Here is a 16,657-nt window from a genome sequence, read left to right as displayed (position 1 = left end):
CGTCCGGAGTCTATTTCTTAACATTCAGCAATAGAGAGGATTTCCCCCAAGATCGTGGGATATCTTGGGCGTCAATCACAAAGATGTGCGCAATTGCCTGTCCGGTGTTGACGCCAGGCAAACAATCGGCGCGAAGCTGGGGCGCAGGGGCGCGATGTTGGGGCAGACCCGATCCGACAGCCCGTGCCGGGCGTGGCGGCGCGGGTCCGGTCGACGAAACCCCATGTAACCAAACCGGCAATGCCTGGCCTGCGCGACACGGCGCGACGAAGCGCTGTTTCCCTGGGATGAACTGCGGGCTGTGACCACCTGCATGCAGGGTCATTGAAGTTAAGCTAGCGCGCCTTTTTGCGGGTTCCGCACGAAGGACACATCTTTACGTCACTAGCCACGTTCCCCCGGAGCCCGCTTCATGCTGCGTCTGTCGCTGATTGCCCTTGTCGTTGCGTCCCTGCTTGCCGGTTGTGGCAAGTCTTCCCCCGACAAGCAAGCGTCGCCCGCGGCCGCGGCGGCCAGCGCGCCCAGCCTGCTGGTGTCGCCCGAGGACGTCCAGACCCTGGGCGTGAGCGCGTACGCGAGCGGTCCGGTCATCACCGGCTCGATCCAGCCGGAGCGCCGCGCCGACCTGCGCGCCGAACTGCAGGCGATCGTGCTGCAGGTCTACAAGGAGAACGGCGAGCGCGTGAAGCGCGGCGACCTGCTGGTCCGTCTGGACGACACCGCCATCCGCGACTCGGTGCAATCGGCCGATGAATCCGCCCGCGCGTCCTCGCAGAGCTTCGAGCAGGCCGAACGTCAATATCAGCGCCTGAAGACGCTGCAGGCGCAGGGCATGAGTTCCATCCAGGCGATGGAGGATGCCGAGATCCGCCGCAACAACGCGCAGAGCGACCTGGTCGCCGCCCGCGCCCGCGTGGCCACGGCGCGCCAGCAGCAGCAGCGCACCGAGGTGCGCGCGCCCTTCGACGGCGTCGTCAGCGACCGCAAGGTGTCGCCTGGCGACTCGGCGCAGATCGGCAAGGAACTGATCAAGGTGATGGATCCCGTCTCGATGCGCTTCGAGGGGCTGGTCTCCGCCGACCGCATGTCCGAGCTCAAGCTCGCGCAGACGGTGTACTTCCGCGTCAACGGCTACCCGCAGGTGGACTTCCAGGGCAAGGTGCGCCGCATCGCGCAGGCCGCCAACGCCAACACCCGCCAGGTGGAGGTGCTGGTCGACTTCGCCGGCGCGCAGCAGCCCGGCGTGGCCGGCCTCTACGCGGAAGGCCGCGTGCAGACGAACAGCGTCTCGGCGCTGATGGTGGCGGACAGCGCGCTGCTGCGCGAAGGCGACAAGTCCTTCGTCTGGCGCGTGGACGGCGGCAAGGTCGCCAAGACGCCGGTGACGCTGGGCGCGCGGGACGACCGCCAGGGGCTGTACGTGGTGACGACCGGGGTGAAGCAGGGCGATCGCATCCTGCGCAGCCCGACCAGCACGCTGATCGACGGCCAACGCGTCGAGCTCAGCAAGGCCGCCGCGTCCGCTGCGGCCCCCGCGATGACAAGCGCCAGCGGCACGCCGCCAGCCGGGTTGACGAACTCGGGCTCGACCTCGACCTCGTCGGGCTCGACCGTGGTGCCGCTGCCCGTGCTGCCGGTGGCTTCGGCCGCGTCGGCCCAGTGAAGCGCACAGGAGCCTGAACCATGTTCCTTTCCAATTTCTCGGTCAAGAAGCCGATCGCGATGATCGTGATCATCATCGGCTTGATGGCCCTGGGGCTGCTGGCCCTGTCCAAGCTGCGCGTCAACGAGCGGCCCGACGTCGACCTGCCGTTGCTGGTGGTCAGCATCAGCTATCCCGGCGCGTCGCCGGAGACCTCCGAGCGAGAGATCGTCAACCGCATCGAGAAGTCGCTGCAGAGCATCTCCGGCGTGAACGAGGTGCGCTCGACCTCGGGCGAGGGCTCGGCCCAGCTGCTGCTGTTCTTCAACTTCGACAAGAACATGATCGAGGCGGCGGACGAGGTCCGCAACGCGATCGCCGCGGTCCGCCACAAGCTGCCGACCGAGATGCGCGAGCCGGTGCTGCAGCGCGTCGACCCGTCGGCGCAGCCGATCATGCAGCTGGCGCTGTCGTCCAGCACGCAGTCGCACGCCGAGATCTCCCGGATGGCCGAGGACCAGTTCGCCGACCGCTTCCGCGCCATCTCCGGCGCGGCGACGGTGACGGTGAACGGCTCGCTCAAGCGCGAGCTGTCGGTGTTGCTGAACGCGCAGAAGCTGCGTGAGTTCAACGTCTCGGTGACCGAGGTCGTCAATGCGCTGCGCATGCAGAACACGACGGCGCCGGTCGGCAAGGTGCGCGGGCAACTGGAGGACCAGAGCATCCGGCTGCTGGGCCGCATCGAGTCGCCCGCCGACTTCAACCAGATCGTCGTCAAGCGCGCCGGCAGCGAGCTGATCCGCCTGGGCCAGGTGGCCACGGTGCAGGACGGTTTCGCGGAGCAGACCGGCCTGTCGGTGCGCAACGGCCACCCGAACGTCGGCATCATGGTGACCCGCACGCGCGACGCCTCGACGGTGAGCGTGGCCAAGGAGGTCCGCAAGCTGGTCGAGGAGATCGACAAGACGCTGCCCAAGGGCACCAAGCTCGAGGTGGTGCAGGACGGCGGGCAGGACGCGCAGGACAGCCTCAACAACGTGATCCACGCGCTGGTGTTCGGCGCGGGCCTGACGATCTTCGTCGTCTACGTGTTCCTGAACTCCTGGCGCTCGACCATGATCACGGCGCTGTCGCTGCCGACCTCGGTGATCGCGGCCTTCATCGCGGTCTGGCTGTGCGGCTTCACGCTGAACTTCATGAGCCTGCTGGGGCTGTCGCTGGCGATCGGGGTGCTGATCGACGACGCGATCGTGGTGCGCGAGAACATCGTGCGGCACATGGAGCGCGGCGCCGACCGCCGCACCGCCGCGCTGAAGGGCACGGCGGAGATCGGCCTGGCCGTCGCGGCGACGACCTTCTCCATCGTGGCCGTGTTCATCCCGGTGGCCTTCATGCCGGGCGTGTCCGGCGAATGGTTCCGCCCGTTCGGGTTGACGGTGGTGGCCTCGGTGCTGGTGTCGCTGTTCATCTCGTTCACGCTGGATCCGATGCTGTCGGCCTTCTGGGGCGACCCCCGGGGCACCACGAGGCGCCCAAGACCGGCATCTCCAAGAAGCTGCAGGGCTTCAACGAGTGGTTCGACCGGCAGGCCGACCGCTACGGACACGTGATCGCCTGGGCGCTGCACCACCGCAAGTGGATGGCCGCGTTCGCGGTGCTGAGCTTCGTGCTCGCGATCTTCCTGCAGGCCACCTTCGGCGGGACGAGTTTCCTGCCGGCATCCGACTCCGGGACCATCGCCATCGAGGTCCGCACGCCGGCCTCGTCCAGCCTGGAATACGCGCGGCTGAAGATGGGGGCCGCGTCCGCGCTGGCGCGTGAGATCCCCGAGACGGTCGCCACCAACGAGAGCGTCAACGCCAGCGGCGGTCGCGTCTACGTCGACCTGGGCAAGAGCACCAAGCGCAAGCGCAGCGCGGCGGAGATCGCTGCCGACCTGCGCACGCGGGTGGCGCGGCTGGTCGGCGCGGAGTACGTGGTGCTGGACGATCTGAACAACGGCGCGCAGAAGCCGGTGCAGATCCGCTTCTCCGGCGCGGACTCGCGCAAGCTGATGGAGATCACCACCGACTACATGGAGAAGCTGCGCCGCGTGCCGGGCGCGGTCGACGTCGGCCTGTCGGAGCAGGATCCGCAGAACGAGCTGCAGATCGAGCTGAACCGCGGCCTGGCCAACACGCTGGGCATCTCGGTGGGCGATGCGGCGAACTCGCTGCGGGTGGCCTTCGCCGGCGTGGAAGTCGGCGACTGGATCGACCCGAGCAGCGAGACCCGCGACGTGGCGGTGCGCCTGGCCCCGGAGGACCGGGTGGATGCGAGCAACATCGAGCGGCTCCCGATCGCGGTCAGCGGCGCGGGCGTGATGGTACCGCTGGAGCAGATCGCGACGGTCACCATGGGCAAGGGCCCGGCCAAGATCCAGCACGCGGACGGCAAGCGGATGATCGCGGTGTCGGCCAACGCGCACGGCCGTTCGCCCGGCGAGGTGACGAGCGACGCGCTGAAGCTGGCCAAGTCGATCAACTTCCCCCGGGCTACGGCATCGAGCTGGCCGGCGCGGCCAAGGACCAGCAGGAAGTGTTCAGCGCGATGGGCATCGCGCTGATCTCGGGCATCGGCCTGATGTACCTGATCCTGGTGATGCAGTTCGGCAGCTTCACCGCGCCGCTGGGCGTGATGCTGTCGCTGCCGCTGTCGCTGATCGGCGTGGTGGTGGCGCTGCTGCTGACCAAGGGCACGCTGAACCTGATGAGCTTCATCGGCATCATCATGCTGGCCGGCCTGGTGGCGAAGAACGCCATCCTGCTGCTGGACGCGGCGCGCCAGGAGGAGGCCGCCGGCGTGCCGCGCGAGGAGGCGCTGATGCACGCAGGCCGCAAGCGCTTCCGTCCGATCCTGATGACGACCTTCGCGCTGATCGCCGGCATGCTGCCGGTGGCGGTGGGCATCGGCGAGGGCGGCGAGTTCTACCGTCCGATGGCGGTGGCCATCATCGGCGGGACGATCACCTCGACCTTCCTGACCTTGCTGATGGTGCCGAGCTTCTACGACAGCATCGAGATCAAGCGCGACAGCTTCCTGGCGAAGTTCCATCGCCGTGAGGCGCGCTGGACGACGGCGGGCGCGATCGCCGCGGGGCTGGTCGAGATCGTGCTGTTCCTGACCTTCATCCGTTTCGTGTTCCGCGCGGTGATGAGCGGGTGGCACATGGTCAGCGGCAAGCGCCGCCGTCCCGCCGAAGTCGCACCCCACGGCGCGGGCGACGACTGACGCCGGCGTGCTCCCGGGCTCGCTGTCGTGACCGGAGACAAGCGATCGGCGACCGGATGGGCCTAGGAAGGGCGCCTCGATGAGGCGCCCTTTTCCTTTGTCCGTTCAGTCGCGCCGCTGGCGGCGCCACCATGCGCCGCCGCGTGCGCGCGACGGGGTCGTGCCTGACAGGTCGTAGATCTGCGTGGCCGGCGCGCGCAACTCGACCTCCGTGCCTACACCGGCGTGAGAGGTGAGGCGGTAGCCGATGCCCGCAAGTTCCGCGCGCTCGCGCATGCCGGACAGACCCCAGTGGCCGGGCCGCCCGCCGCGGTCCTGCACTTCGTCGGGAACGCCGACGCCGTCGTCGCGGATGAAGAGCGCGAAGGCGGCGTCACCGTAGCTGAGCGTGACCTCGATGCGTTCGGCCTGGGCGTGCTGGAACGCGTTGAAGATCGCCTCGCGCGCGATGAGGCAGATCGATGCCGACAGCGCCGGCGCCAAGGGCCGGCGCGTGCCCTCGACCGTCAGGGTGAAGGCGGCGCCGTGCGTGTGCGACAGCTCCCGTCCGAGGCCCTCCAGCGTGTGCTCGAGCAGCTTGCTGTCGGGCGGCGGCAGGCGCAGGTCGGTGACGCGGTCCCGGCCCTCGACGAGCAGCGCGTCGGCATCGGTCAGCACGCGTTCCATCGCGGCGCGCTCCGTGCCGGGCAGACGGCGAGCGATGGCCTCGAAGCGCAGGATCAATCCGTAGACGCCCTGCAGCAGCGTGTCGTGCAGATCACGCGCGATGCGTTCGCGTTCCTGCACGCGCGCGGCGAGGCGCTCCTGCTCGTGCAGCCGGCGCTGGCGGGCGCGAAGCGCGGCCAGCGCGCCCAATGTCGCGAGGCCCACGAGCACGGCGGCCGCGCGGAACCAGGCGCTCTGAACCAGCGTCGGTGCGATCTCGAAACGGCGAGTCGCGGGCGTGCCGCTCCAGGGACCGCCGTCCTGCGAGGCCTCGACCTGGAAGTCGTAGGTCTTCGGGCCGAGGTTGGTATAGAAGGCGCGCCGACGCGTCCCGGCGTCCTGCCAGTCCCGGTCCTGACCCAGCAGGCGGTAACGGAAACGGGTGCGTTCGGGCTGGGCGAGGCTGATGGCGGTGTAGGCGATCTCCAGGTCGCGCGTGCCGGGCGGCAGACGCTGCAGGCCGCTGTCGCCATTGCCATTGCCATTGCCGTCAGGGCTGCCGGCCGGCACCGGCTCGCCATGGACGAACAGGTGTTGAACCTCCACCGGTGGCGCTGGTGTTTCGCCTTTGGGCAGCCGCTTCGGATCGATGCGGACGACGCCGTTGCTCAGCGAGAACCAGAGCACGCCGTCCGGCGTGCGTGCGGCCGTGCGCAGCGGCCAGGATTGCTCGGCACGGCCAGAGAGCCCGTCGATCAGGTCGAAGCGTCGCCCCGACGGGCGCGAGGCGGCCCTGTCCTTGTCCGAGGCGGCCAGCGCGCGGCGGACTTCCTCGGCGGTGAGCCGCGTGATCCCGTTCGCGCCGTTGAGCCACAGCTCGCCGTCGGGCGTCTCGACGATGCCGGAGACGCCGTCCAGCGCATCGGGATCCGCCAGGCGCAGTACCGGCATGCCAGGCGCGGACACGAGTTGGACGCCGCGCTCCCCGCCGATCCACATCCGGTCGCCCTGTCGCGCGATGACCTTGATCGCGCCGATCTTCAGGCCGTCCGCGGGCGTCAGGGCGACGGTCCGGTCGCCTTCCTGGCGCAGCAGCGTGCCGTCGTCGTAGCCAAGCCAGATCCGGCCGCGCGCATCGGTGCCGATGGCGTCGGGGCCCTTGTACGGAAAGCGCCCGGTGCCCGACAGGCGCGTCACCCGGCCTTCCGCATACCGCATCAGGCCGTAGCGATGGCCGTTGAACCAGATCGCCCCGTCGGCGTCCTCGGCGATCTCGAAGACCGCGGCCATCCAGGGCAGACCGTCGGGCGTCGGCAACTGGACGAAGCGGGGACCGTCCTGTCGCCACAGGCCGGTGCGTCCGCCGACCCAGAGCCGGCCCTGCCGGTCGGTGAAGACGCTGGTGAAGCTCTCCATCCCCGGATCGGTGGGCACGGGTTCGGGGGCAGGGCGGCCCGGCGCGAGGCGCTGCACGGCCCCTCCCGATGCGATCCAGAGGTTGCCGCGCGCATCGGCGGACATAGCGATGCTGGCGCTGCGGTCGGGCAGGTCGATGCGGTCGACGGCGGCACCGCGGAAGCGGTCGAGCCCGCCGTTCGTGCCGACCCAGATCGCGCCGTCGCGGTCCTGGAAGATGCGCGTGACCAGCTCGCCGGACAGGCCCTTGTCGGTGCCGAGGAATTGATGGCTGGCCGCCGCCGCGGCGGGCGTTCCGGAGACGTCGATGCGGTTGAGTCCGTCGCGGGCGCCGTACCAGAGCAGGCCCTGGCGATCGAACGCCGGCATGAAGAAGCTCTTGGCAACCGGGTAAGGGGGCGACGCCGACGAGGCGGCCGGTTCGCCCGGCATCGGCAGCCGGGACAGGCCGCGGACGGTCGGCGACATGTCGTTGGCCCAGGCCCGGCCGTCGGCACCGACGGCGAGCTGAGTGAGACCCAGGGCAGGCACCTCGGTCGCGACGAAACGCGCGCTGCCGGCGGTCTTCACGAACACGGTGCGATCGGTGACGACCCAGAGGTTGTCGCTGCCGTCGACCGCGATCTTGAGCGCGAGCGGCGCGTGGCCGGCGCCGTCGTCATAGCCGGACTCGGGACCGATTGCGATCCAGGCGTCGCCCTGGCGTCTGAGCAGCGAGCGGCCGGTGGCGACCCAGAGCGTGCCGTCGCGTTGCGTCGCGAAGCCGCGGGTCGATGTCGCGAAGTGGCCGCCGGCGGGATCGACATGCAGGATCCGTCCCTGGCGCACCAGCGCGGCCCCGCCTTCGAGCAGGCCCACCCACAGGCCGTTGTCCTTCGTCGCGTGCAGTGACAGCACCTGGCGGCTCGGCAGCTGCGCGCCGGCCAGCGTGTCGAAGCGCTCGAAGCGCACGCCGTCGAAGCGGAAGAGCCCGGCGCCGGTCCCCAGCCACAGATAACCGTCGGTGGTCTGCGCGATCGCCATCACCGGACCCGCGAGGCCGTCCTTGAGTGTCCAGGTCGTGTGCTGCAGATGCACCAGCGGTTGCTCGGAGGGCGTCGACGACTGCGCGTGCGCCAGCGGTGCCGCCAGCACCGCGGTCAGGGCGAGGGTGGAGACGTGCAGGCGGATCGAGCGCGGCGGGCGAGGCGTGCGCAGGGGGCGTGAAGAGAGCGGTGGAAGAATCATCAGGGACGTGCTGGCGCGGAAGCGCGCGGATTGTGCCTGCCGGGCAAGCACGAATCGTGCAAGTCGAGGTGGGGACTCTGTCTGAACGGAAGCGCCTGAGTTGCCTGCAGACGCGGTGCTCAGACCACGCGGCCCGGATTGAGCAGCCCGCGCGGGTCCAGCGCCTGCTTGATCTGCCGCATCAGCTGCATCGCCACCGGGCTCTTGCGCTGCGCGAGTTCCTCGCGCTTGAGCTGGCCGATGCCGTGCTCGGCGGAGATGGAGCCGCCGTGCGCCGTGACCTGGTCGTAGACGACCGCGTTGACCTCGGTCTCGTGCTCGCGCAGGAAGTCCGCGGCCGCGACGCCTTCCGGCGCCTGGAGGTTGTAGTGCAGGTTGCCGTCGCCCAGATGGCCGAAGTCCACCAGCCGCGAGCCCGGGAAACGCACCGCCAGCAGCGCATCGCAGCGCTCGACGAAGTCCGGGATGCGCGACACCGGCAAGGCGATGTCGTGCTTGATGTTCAGGCCTTCCTCGCTCTGCGCCAGCGGGATGGACTCGCGCAGGTGCCACATCGCCTGGCTCTGCGACAGGCTCTCCGCCACCGCCGCGTCGTCGATCGCACCGCGCTCCAGCGCTTCCTCGAGCAGGCCTTCGAACTGCGTGCGGGCGTGCTCCTCGCCCTCGCTGTCCGACAGCTCCAGCAGCACCGTCCACGGACGCGGGCCGAGCGGTTGCGGCAACTGCGGGAAGTGCTTGCGGACCAGGCCCAGCGACAGCGCGTTCATCACCTCGAAGCCGGTCAGCGCCGCGCCGCAGCGCGATCGCGCCAGGTCCAGCAGCGTGACCGCGTCGCGCAGCGTGTCGCAGGCGGCCAGCGCCGTCATCCGCGCGCGCGGCAGCGGGTGCAGCTTCAGCGTCGCCGCGGTGATCACGCCCAGCGTGCCCTCGGAGCCGATGAACAGGTCGCGCAGGTCGTAGCCGGTGTTGTCCTTGCGCAGCCCGGACAGCCCGTCCCAGACCGTGCCGTCGGCGGTCACGACCTCCAGGCCCAGGCACAGCTCACGCGCATTGCCGTAGCGCAGCACCTGCGTGCCGCCGGCGTTCGTCGCGAGGTTGCCGCCGATCGTGCAACTGCCCTCGGCCGCCAGGCTCAGCGGGAACAGCCAGCCCGCCTCGCGGGCCGCCTGCTGCACGGTCTGCAGCACGCAGCCAGCCTCGACGGTCATCGTCAGATTGGAAGGATCGATCTGGCGCACGCGGTTCAGCCGCTGCAGGCTGAGCAGCAGCTGCGTGCCCGAGTCGTCGGGGACACCGCCGCCGACCAGTCCGGTATTGCCGCCTTGCGGCACCAGCGGCACGCCGTGCTCGCGGGCGAGCGTCACGACCGCGGCGACCTGCGCCGTGTCGGCGGGCCGGACCACGGCCAGCGCGCGTCCGACGTAACGCTTGCGCCAGTCGCGCTCGAAACCGGACAGGTCGTGATCGCCGGGCAGCAGCACATGGGCGTCGCCGAGGGCCGCACGCAAGGCCTCGATCAGGGCGGCGCTCATCGCGCGTCCTTGGGCGGCAGGCCCGTCGCCGCGTCGTCATCGGCCGGCCGTGCTTCCGCCTGTCGCGCTTCGGCCAGCCGCTGCCGGATCTGTGCCGCGCAGGCGACGAAGATCGTCACCGACAGCACCACCTCGACCCAGGCGAGCGCCATGCCGGGACCGCCTTCGGACGTGCCCCGCACCAGCCCCTCGGTCACGTAGAGCCAGATCATCAGGCTGACCCAGCGGTAGGTGTACATGCGATAGCGCCACAGCCCGGGCAGCGGCAGCAGCAAGGGCAGCGCCTTGATCGCGAGCGTGCCGCGCCCGGTCGGCGCGAGCCAGAGCTCCCAGGCGAGGCACACCACGGCCAGCGCCAGCGTGGCGAAGAACGCGAGCTGCCGGCTGCCGCGTTCGCGTGCGGTGGGCGCGGAGCGTGACGTCGGGGAGGTCGAGGAGGTCGGACCAGCGGCCGGCGCGGAGCTCATCGAAGGGGCGGCGTCGAGGCTTGACATGGCTGGCATCATAGCCAGCATGATCAGTGAAGTTCAGGCGCAGACGCAGAGCTGGCGCGAGGGAATCCGGGAGCTCGGACGCGAGCTGTTGACGTGGCCGTATGCACGCACGCTGCGCCTGTTCGTGCAGCGCTTCCGCGAGGAACGCCTGGGCCTGACGGCCGGCAGCCTGACCTTCACGACGCTGATCTCGCTGGTGCCGCTGCTGACCGTCGCACTGGCGCTGTTCACGGCGTTCCCGATGTTCTCCAGCTTCCAGTCCGCGCTGGAGAAGTACTTCCTCAAGTCGCTGATCCCGGACAACATCGCGCGCCCGGTGCTGATGTCGCTGACGCAGTTCGCGGCGAAGGCGAACCGGCTCGGTGTCGTCGGCCTGATCGTGCTGGCGGTGACCGCGCTGTCGCTGATGCTGACCATCGACCGCACGCTCAACCAGATCTGGCGCGTGCAGCGCCCGCGGCCGATCGCGCAGCGCGTGCTCGTGTACTGGGCCGCGCTGACGCTGGGCCCGCTGCTGCTGGGCGGCAGCCTGACGGTCACCAGCCTGCTGGTCTCGGCCGGCCGGGACCTCGTCGACAACCTGCCGCGCGGCGTGGTGGTGCTGCTCAACAGCGTGGACCTGCTGGTGCTCTGGGCCGCGATCGCGGGGCTCTTCCATTACGTGCCCAACACCGACGTGCGCTGGCGCCACGCCCTGACCGGCGCGGCCTTCGTCGCCGTGGCCTTCCACCTGGCCAAGCTGGCGCTGGCCTGGTACGTGAAACAGGTGCCGACCTACTCGACGCTCTACGGCGCGTTCGCGGCGGTGCCCATCTTCCTGATCTGGATCTACGTCGGCTGGTCGATCGTGCTGCTGGGCGCGATCCTGGCGGCGAACGCGCCGGCCCTGGCCGGCGGCGTCAGCGTGCGCGGCAACAAGCCCGGCATGCAGATGGCGCTGGCGCTGGACGTGATCCGCGAACTCGACGCCTCGCGCACCGGGGGTGAATCGGGGCTGTCGATGATCGGCCTGTCGCAGCGGATGTCGGTCGACCCGCTGCAGCTGGAACCCGTGATCCAGCATCTTCAGAAGCTGGACTGGCTCGGGCGCCTGGAAGAGGAGGGCGCGCAGCGCCTGGTGCTGCTGTGCGATCCCGCGTCGACGATCGCCGAGCCGCTCATCCGCACGCTGCTGGCGGATCGTCAGCCGGGACTGTCTGACCTGTGGGAGCGGGCCGGCTGGGAGCAGACGACCGTCGGCGCGTTGATCGGGCGCGCGGCGCCCGTCGTGCCCGCGATGTCGTCGGTCGCGAGCGTCTCGACCCCGGCTGCTACCGCAGCCACGTGACGGCCACGCCGCCGATCACGGCCAGCAGCGCGGCCACCGAATAGATGGCGCGCCGGTACGGCGGCTTGGGCCGTGTCGCGCCGGTGGGTTTCATGCCGTACTTCGGCGTGGCGCCGAGCGGTAGCGCGGACTTCTCGATCAGGGGGCCGAGCGGTGCTCACGCGCTCTCTGCTCGGCCACGCGCAGACGCGCCGATCCGTCCAGCAACTGGAGCTGCTTCGCCTGGGTTTCGCTGTCGATCGTGGCCGGTTGGGTCGGGGTGGGAATGTGGGGATGCTTGTCTGAAAACGAGCGTTGCTGCATGTGGACTGCCTTGACTACGCTCCCTCGCCTCCGCGAATCGGGTCGATTGTCACGACCTCGACGCGGGGGTCAAGTAACAGGAGGTGTGGGAGCCTGAAAGAAAAGCCGCGCGCCGGGCCCAGGCCTCGCGCAGGGGCGTGTGTTCAAGCGTGCAGCACGACCAGCAGCGCCGTCGCCGCCTTCTTCGACAGGTTGCGGATCGCATGCGCGCCGTCGACCGCATACCGTGCGGTCTCGCCGGTCTTGACCATCTGACGGCCGCCGCCGGCGGTCACTTCGAGTTCGCCGCCCAGCACGCTCAGGTGCTCGCGCGAGCCGGGTTCATGCGCCGCCGACTCCAGCGCACCGCCGGGCTGCACGGTCAGCTCGTACCACTCGAAGTTGCCCGCCAGGTCGATGGGGCCGAGGATGCGCAACCGGCACAGGCCGTCCGGGCTCGACAGTCCCGGCGTCCCGTGCGAGGCGACGATCTCGATCGGCGGCGCGGCGGGTCTTTCGCCGCCCAGCAGCTCCGACAACTCCACCCGCAGCGCATTGGCCAGCCGCCACACCACGGCCACCGTCGGATTGGCCTGGTTGCGCTCGATCTGCGAGAGCATCGACTTCGAGACCCCCGCTCTTCGCGACAGTTCGTCCAGGGACAGGCCCTGCGATTGCCGCAGCGTCTGCAAGGTCGCACCGACGCGCGGCGGTTCCAGTTTCTCTGAGGGATTGGCGGACATCGGCGGCGGCTGGCGGACGGAGGGATCGGAGAAATCAGGGAGTTCGAGTACGGTCCGGGAGGCGTCGACGCCTTGACCGGCTGCGGCGCTTCCTTGATACTGCACGGCTGTTCGATATAACGAACACGTTCGATTTAACGGATTGTGCCGCAGGAGCACCGCATGACCAACATCGTTCCCCCTTCCATCGCTGCGTCCACGGCGCCGTCCACCGACGACTTCTATCGCCACCTGCAGAACGAACTGCAGGGCATCCGCGACGCGGGCCTCTACAAGAGCGAGCGCATCATCACGGGTCCGCAGGGCGCGATCGTGAAGACGAACGACGGACGCGAGGTGCTCAACCTGTGCGCCAACAACTATTTGGGCCTGTCCTCGCATCCGAAGGTGGTGGAAGCCGCCCATGAGGCGCTGCGCACGCACGGCTACGGGCTGTCGTCGGTGCGTTTCATCTGCGGAACACAGGACATCCACAAGGAACTCGAGCAGCGCCTGGCACGTTTCCTCGGCACCGAGGACACGATCCTGTACGCGGCCGCCTTCGACGCCAACGGCGGGCTGTTCGAGCCGCTGCTCGGAGAGCAGGACGCGATCATCAGCGACGAGTTGAACCACGCGTCCATCATCGACGGCATCCGCCTGTGCAAGGCCAAGCGCTTCCGCTACAAGCACAACGACATGGCCGACCTGGAGGTCCAGCTGACGGCCGCGCGCGCCGCCGGCGCCCGCCACGTCATGGTGTTCACCGACGGTGTGTTCTCGATGGACGGCACGATCGCGCAGCTCGACAAGATCCGCGAGATCACGAACCGGTTCGGCGCGCTGCTCGCGATCGACGAATGCCACGCCAGCGGCTTCATGGGCAAGACCGGCCGCGGCACGCACGAGCACCGCGGCGTGTTCGGCAAGGTCGACATCATCACGGGCACGCTGGGCAAGGCGCTGGGCGGCGCCTCCGGCGGCTTCACGACCGGCCGCAAGGAAGTGATCGAGCTGCTGCGCCAGCGCTCGCGCCCCTACCTGTTCTCCAACACGGTGGCGCCCAGCATCGTCGGCGCGTCGCTCGCCGTGCTGGACCTGCTCGAAGGCAGCACCGCGCTGCGCGACAAGCTCGAGGCCAACACGACCTACTTCCGCGAGGCGATCCAGCAGGCCGGTTTCCAGATCAAGCCGGGCACGCACCCGATCGTGCCGGTGATGCTGTTCGACGCGGTCAAGGCGCAGCAGCTCAGCGCGCGCCTGCTGGAGCTGGGCGTGTACGCGGTCGGCTTCTTCTATCCGGTGGTGCCGAAGGAACAGGCCAGAGTGAGAGTGCAGATCTCCGCCGTGCATGAGCGCGAGCATCTGGAGAAGGCGGTCGCCGCGTTCGCGCAGGCGGGCCGCGAGCTGGGCCTGGTGAAGTAACTGGCAGCGCAAGAAGCAGCCTGAAAAGTAGATCCCATGACGAAGATCCTGTTGATCGGCGCGAACGGCCAGATCGGTTCCGAACTGGCGGTGGAGCTCGCGAAGCGCCACGGCAACGCCAACGTGATCACCAGCGACGTCGCGCCGCAAGGCCGCGTGCCGCAGCTGACGCACGAGATGCTGGACGTGACCGATGCGGCCGCGCTGGCGGCGGTGGTCAAGCGCCACGGCATCACGCAGATCTATCACCTGGCGGCGGCGCTGTCGGCCACCGGCGAGAAGCACCCGATGTGGGCCTGGGACCTGAACATGAAGGGCCTGCTCAACGTGCTGGAGCTGGCGCGCACGGTCAAGCTGGAGCGCGTGTTCTGGCCGAGCTCGATCGCGGCCTTCGGTCCGCAGACGCCCAAGCGCGACACCCCGCAGACGACGGCGATGGACCCGTCGACGATCTACGGCATCTCCAAGCTGGCCGGCGAGGGCTGGTGCCGCTGGTACCACGCCAACCACGGCGTAGACGTGCGCAGCCTGCGCTACCCGGGCCTGATCAGCTGGAAGACGCCTCCGGGCGGCGGCACGACCGACTATGCGGTCGAGATCTTCCACGAGGCCCTCAAGCACGGCCGCTACACCTGCTTCCTGAAGGAAGACCAGGCGCTGCCGATGATGTACATGCCCGACGCGCTGCGCGCGACGCTGGAGCTGATGGAAGCGCCGGCGGAGCGCATCACCGAGTGGGGCAGCTACAACCTGGCGGGCGTGAGCTTCACGCCGGAGCAGATCGCGGCATCGATCCGTCGCCGCATCGCGGGCTTCACGATCGACTACGCACCGGACTTCCGCCAGAACATCGCGGCGAGCTGGCCGCAGTCGATCGACGACTCGGTCGCGCAACGCGACTGGGGCTGGAAGCTCGGCTACGACCTCGACGCGATGGCGGACGACATGCTCGCCTCGCTGAAGGCGCAGGCGGAACAGGCGGCAGCGCCCACGCAAAACTGAACCGAGCCGGGCCGCCATGCCGGCGAGGACGTAGAGTTCAGGCCTGTTCCTTCAGGCCGACTGATCCAAGTGTCCCGACTCGCCACCGAATTCCAACGTCTCTATGCCGCCGGTCCTGAGGGATCGGTGCGCGCGCTTGTGCTCGACGTCGGGCGCCCCTCGGACTGGGAACTGCTCGGCGCCGTCTGGCGCGGCGTCCAGCTCGATCTCTCGCTGCCCGCGCCGGCCATCGCCATCGCAGGGGAGAACAGCTATCAGCTGTGGTTCTCGCTGCAGCAGGGCTGCTCGCCGGACGAGGCGAGGGCATTCGTCGACGGATTGAAGGCGCGCTACCTGAGCGGCGTCGCCGCGCCGCGCGTCCGTTGCCTGACGGAGCCCCCGGTGGTGCCGGCCGAGGTCAAGGAAGGCCAATGGTCCGCCTTCGTCGCCCCGGACCTGGCGCCGGTGTTCGTCGAGGCGACCTGGCTCGACATCCCGCCCGGTGTCGAAGGGCAGGCGGATCTGCTGAAGACATTGAAGAGCATCACGCCCCAGGCGTGGCGGGCGGCGATCGAACTGCTCGCGCCAGTGGAGACGCAAGACCTGACACCTGCGTTCGCGCCGCCATCACACGACGCGTCGGCAGCCGCCGCCTCTGCGCCGGCCACCGGCTTCAACGACCCGCGTGCGTTCCTGCTCCACGTGATGAACGATGCGACGGTGCCGATGGCGCTGAGGATCGAGGCGGCGAAGGCGTTGCTGCCGAACACCTGATCGACCAACGCGGCGTCCTCAGCCAGCCAGCGTCAGCACCCCATCCGGGTACCTGGCGCCCATGAACTCCACGAAGGCCTTGACCTTCGGACTGGCGAGCCGGCGCGAGGTGTGCAGCACCCACAGCTCGACCTCCCTGCCGCGCACCGCGCCCCATTGGACGAGTTCGCCACGCGTGAGCTGGCTCCAGACGATCGACTGAGGCAGCAGCGCGACCCCGGCGCCTGCGATCGTGGCGTCCCGCACCATCAGCATCGACGACAGCCGCAGCACGGGCCGTGGCGCGAGCGTCAGCGTGCCGCCGTCGAGTTCCCAGACGTCGCCGTCGCGCGTGGTGCTCACGACCGCCGGCACGCCCACCGCGGTCTCGCTCGACGCCGCGTGGCCTGCCGCAGGCATCGCGAACGCCGGCGCGGCGACCACCACCAGCCGGTCCTTCGCGAAGCAGCGCCCGACGAGCGCGCTGTCCATGCGCGGGTTCGGCCGGATCGCCACGTCGAAGCGTTCGTCGACCAGATTGACCACCCGATCCTCGCCGACGACGTCGATGGTCACTCCAGGGTAGAGCGCCCGGAACTCCGCGCACAGGCGTCCCATCGCGAGCTGCGAGAACAGCAGCGGCGCGGCGATGCGCAACTGCCCGCGGACCTGATCCGCCCCTTCGCGCGTGGACGCGAACGCGTCGGCCACCTCGTGCATCGGACCTTCCGTGCGGCTCAACAGGGCCTGGCCCGCTTCCGTCAGCTCGAGGCCCTTGGCGCTGCGCTCGATCAGGCGCACGCCGAGCTGCTCCTCCAGATCGGCGACGCGCCGCGACAGGGTGGCCTTCGATCGCCGTCCGGCGCGGCTCGCGCGCCCGAAGCCACCGTGCGTCGCCACCAGGTTGAAGTCGGCCAAAGCGTTCAGATCCATGTGTTCCA

Annotated in this window: 11 protein-coding genes and 1 pseudogene; 6 read left to right on the top strand and 6 right to left on the bottom strand. The window is 69.5% G+C overall.

Going from position 1 to position 16,657, the window contains the following annotated elements; translation table 11 throughout:
• The first annotated feature begins 412 nt into the window (after positions 1-412).
• Positions 413-1,663, top strand: coding sequence for an efflux RND transporter periplasmic adaptor subunit (locus ACQ859_RS19235; protein ID WP_431257024.1), 1,251 nt, complete (start codon positions 413-415; stop codon positions 1,661-1,663).
• A gap of 20 nt (positions 1,664-1,683) precedes the next feature.
• Positions 1,684-4,912 (top strand): annotated as a pseudogene (locus ACQ859_RS19230) (efflux RND transporter permease subunit).
• Between the two features lie 105 nt (positions 4,913-5,017).
• On the opposite strand, the gene ACQ859_RS19225 reads toward ACQ859_RS19230, so the two are convergent.
• The 3 genes from ACQ859_RS19225 to ACQ859_RS19215 form a co-directional block, all read right to left on the bottom strand.
• On the bottom strand, positions 5,018-8,200 hold the full coding sequence (locus ACQ859_RS19225) for a two-component regulator propeller domain-containing protein (RefSeq protein ID WP_431262277.1): 3,183 nt from the start codon (positions 8,198-8,200) through the stop codon (positions 5,018-5,020).
• Positions 8,201-8,319: 119 nt separating this feature from the next.
• The gene (locus tag ACQ859_RS19220) at positions 8,320-9,732 is read right to left on the bottom strand and encodes an FAD-binding oxidoreductase (protein ID WP_431262276.1); all 1,413 of its coding nucleotides are present in this window, start codon (positions 9,730-9,732) and stop codon (positions 8,320-8,322) included.
• Positions 9,729-10,226, bottom strand: a complete 498-nt coding sequence (locus ACQ859_RS19215) for a DUF2069 domain-containing protein (protein ID WP_431262275.1) — start codon at positions 10,224-10,226, stop codon at positions 9,729-9,731. The genes ACQ859_RS19220 and ACQ859_RS19215 overlap by 4 nt, the downstream gene beginning before the upstream one ends.
• Before the next feature lie 19 nt (positions 10,227-10,245).
• Here ACQ859_RS19215 and ACQ859_RS19210 point away from each other — a divergent pair, with 19 nt between their 5' ends.
• The gene (locus ACQ859_RS19210) at positions 10,246-11,553 is read left to right on the top strand and encodes a YihY family inner membrane protein (protein ID WP_431262274.1); all 1,308 of its coding nucleotides are present in this window, start codon (positions 10,246-10,248) and stop codon (positions 11,551-11,553) included.
• A gap of 138 nt (positions 11,554-11,691) precedes the next feature.
• Here ACQ859_RS19210 and ACQ859_RS19205 read toward each other — a convergent pair whose 3' ends face one another.
• Together ACQ859_RS19205 and ACQ859_RS19200 are read right to left on the bottom strand one after the other, a co-directional pair.
• Positions 11,692-11,856 (bottom strand): hypothetical protein, encoded by a 165-nt coding sequence (locus ACQ859_RS19205; protein WP_431262273.1) that lies wholly within the window; start codon positions 11,854-11,856, stop codon positions 11,692-11,694.
• Positions 11,857-11,999: 143 nt separating this feature from the next.
• The gene (locus ACQ859_RS19200; protein WP_431262272.1) at positions 12,000-12,578 is read right to left on the bottom strand and encodes a helix-turn-helix domain-containing protein; all 579 of its coding nucleotides are present in this window, start codon (positions 12,576-12,578) and stop codon (positions 12,000-12,002) included.
• 162 nt (positions 12,579-12,740) lie between these two features.
• On the opposite strand from ACQ859_RS19200, the gene kbl reads away from it, so the two are divergent.
• The 3 genes from kbl to ACQ859_RS19185 all read left to right on the top strand — a co-directional run bounded on the left by kbl (position 12,741) and on the right by ACQ859_RS19185 (position 15,737).
• Complete coding sequence (gene kbl, locus ACQ859_RS19195) at positions 12,741-13,982, top strand: glycine C-acetyltransferase (RefSeq protein ID WP_431262271.1); 1,242 nt, start codon at positions 12,741-12,743, stop codon at positions 13,980-13,982.
• Between the two features lie 36 nt (positions 13,983-14,018).
• The gene (locus tag ACQ859_RS19190) at positions 14,019-14,984 is read left to right on the top strand and encodes an NAD-dependent epimerase/dehydratase family protein (RefSeq protein ID WP_431262270.1); all 966 of its coding nucleotides are present in this window, start codon (positions 14,019-14,021) and stop codon (positions 14,982-14,984) included.
• A 69-nt stretch (positions 14,985-15,053) separates the two neighbouring features.
• Positions 15,054-15,737: a hypothetical protein gene (locus tag ACQ859_RS19185; RefSeq protein ID WP_431262269.1), complete on the top strand. Its 684-nt coding sequence runs from the start codon at positions 15,054-15,056 to the stop codon at positions 15,735-15,737.
• A gap of 18 nt (positions 15,738-15,755) precedes the next feature.
• Here ACQ859_RS19185 and ACQ859_RS19180 read toward each other — a convergent pair whose 3' ends face one another.
• Positions 15,756-16,649, bottom strand: coding sequence for a LysR family transcriptional regulator (locus ACQ859_RS19180; RefSeq protein WP_431262268.1), 894 nt, complete (start codon positions 16,647-16,649; stop codon positions 15,756-15,758).
• Positions 16,650-16,657 lie beyond the last annotated feature (8 nt).

Source organism: Roseateles chitinivorans (genome assembly GCF_050632235.1).
In the GTDB taxonomy this organism is placed as follows: Bacteria; Pseudomonadota; Gammaproteobacteria; order Burkholderiales; family Burkholderiaceae_C; genus Roseateles; species Roseateles chitinivorans_A.
This window is presented reverse-complemented; position numbering and strand designations above follow the sequence as displayed.

Excerpts from the sequence above, each read along its gene's own strand:
- ACQ859_RS19235 (WP_431257024.1), top strand. The coding sequence starts at position 413 with ATGCTGCGTCTGTCGCTGATTGCCCTTGTCGTTGCGTCCCTGCTTGCC.
- ACQ859_RS19225 (WP_431262277.1), bottom strand. The coding sequence starts at position 8,200 with ATGATTCTTCCACCGCTCTCTTCACGCCCCCTGCGCACGCCTCGCCCG.
- ACQ859_RS19220 (WP_431262276.1), bottom strand. The coding sequence starts at position 9,732 with ATGAGCGCCGCCCTGATCGAGGCCTTGCGTGCGGCCCTCGGCGACGCC.
- ACQ859_RS19215 (WP_431262275.1), bottom strand. The coding sequence starts at position 10,226 with ATGTCAAGCCTCGACGCCGCCCCTTCGATGAGCTCCGCGCCGGCCGCT.
- ACQ859_RS19210 (WP_431262274.1), top strand. The coding sequence starts at position 10,246 with ATGATCAGTGAAGTTCAGGCGCAGACGCAGAGCTGGCGCGAGGGAATC.
- ACQ859_RS19205 (WP_431262273.1), bottom strand. The coding sequence starts at position 11,856 with ATGCAGCAACGCTCGTTTTCAGACAAGCATCCCCACATTCCCACCCCG.
- ACQ859_RS19200 (WP_431262272.1), bottom strand. The coding sequence starts at position 12,578 with ATGTCCGCCAATCCCTCAGAGAAACTGGAACCGCCGCGCGTCGGTGCG.
- kbl (WP_431262271.1), top strand. The coding sequence starts at position 12,741 with ATGACCAACATCGTTCCCCCTTCCATCGCTGCGTCCACGGCGCCGTCC.
- ACQ859_RS19190 (WP_431262270.1), top strand. The coding sequence starts at position 14,019 with ATGACGAAGATCCTGTTGATCGGCGCGAACGGCCAGATCGGTTCCGAA.
- ACQ859_RS19180 (WP_431262268.1), bottom strand. The coding sequence starts at position 16,649 with ATGGATCTGAACGCTTTGGCCGACTTCAACCTGGTGGCGACGCACGGT.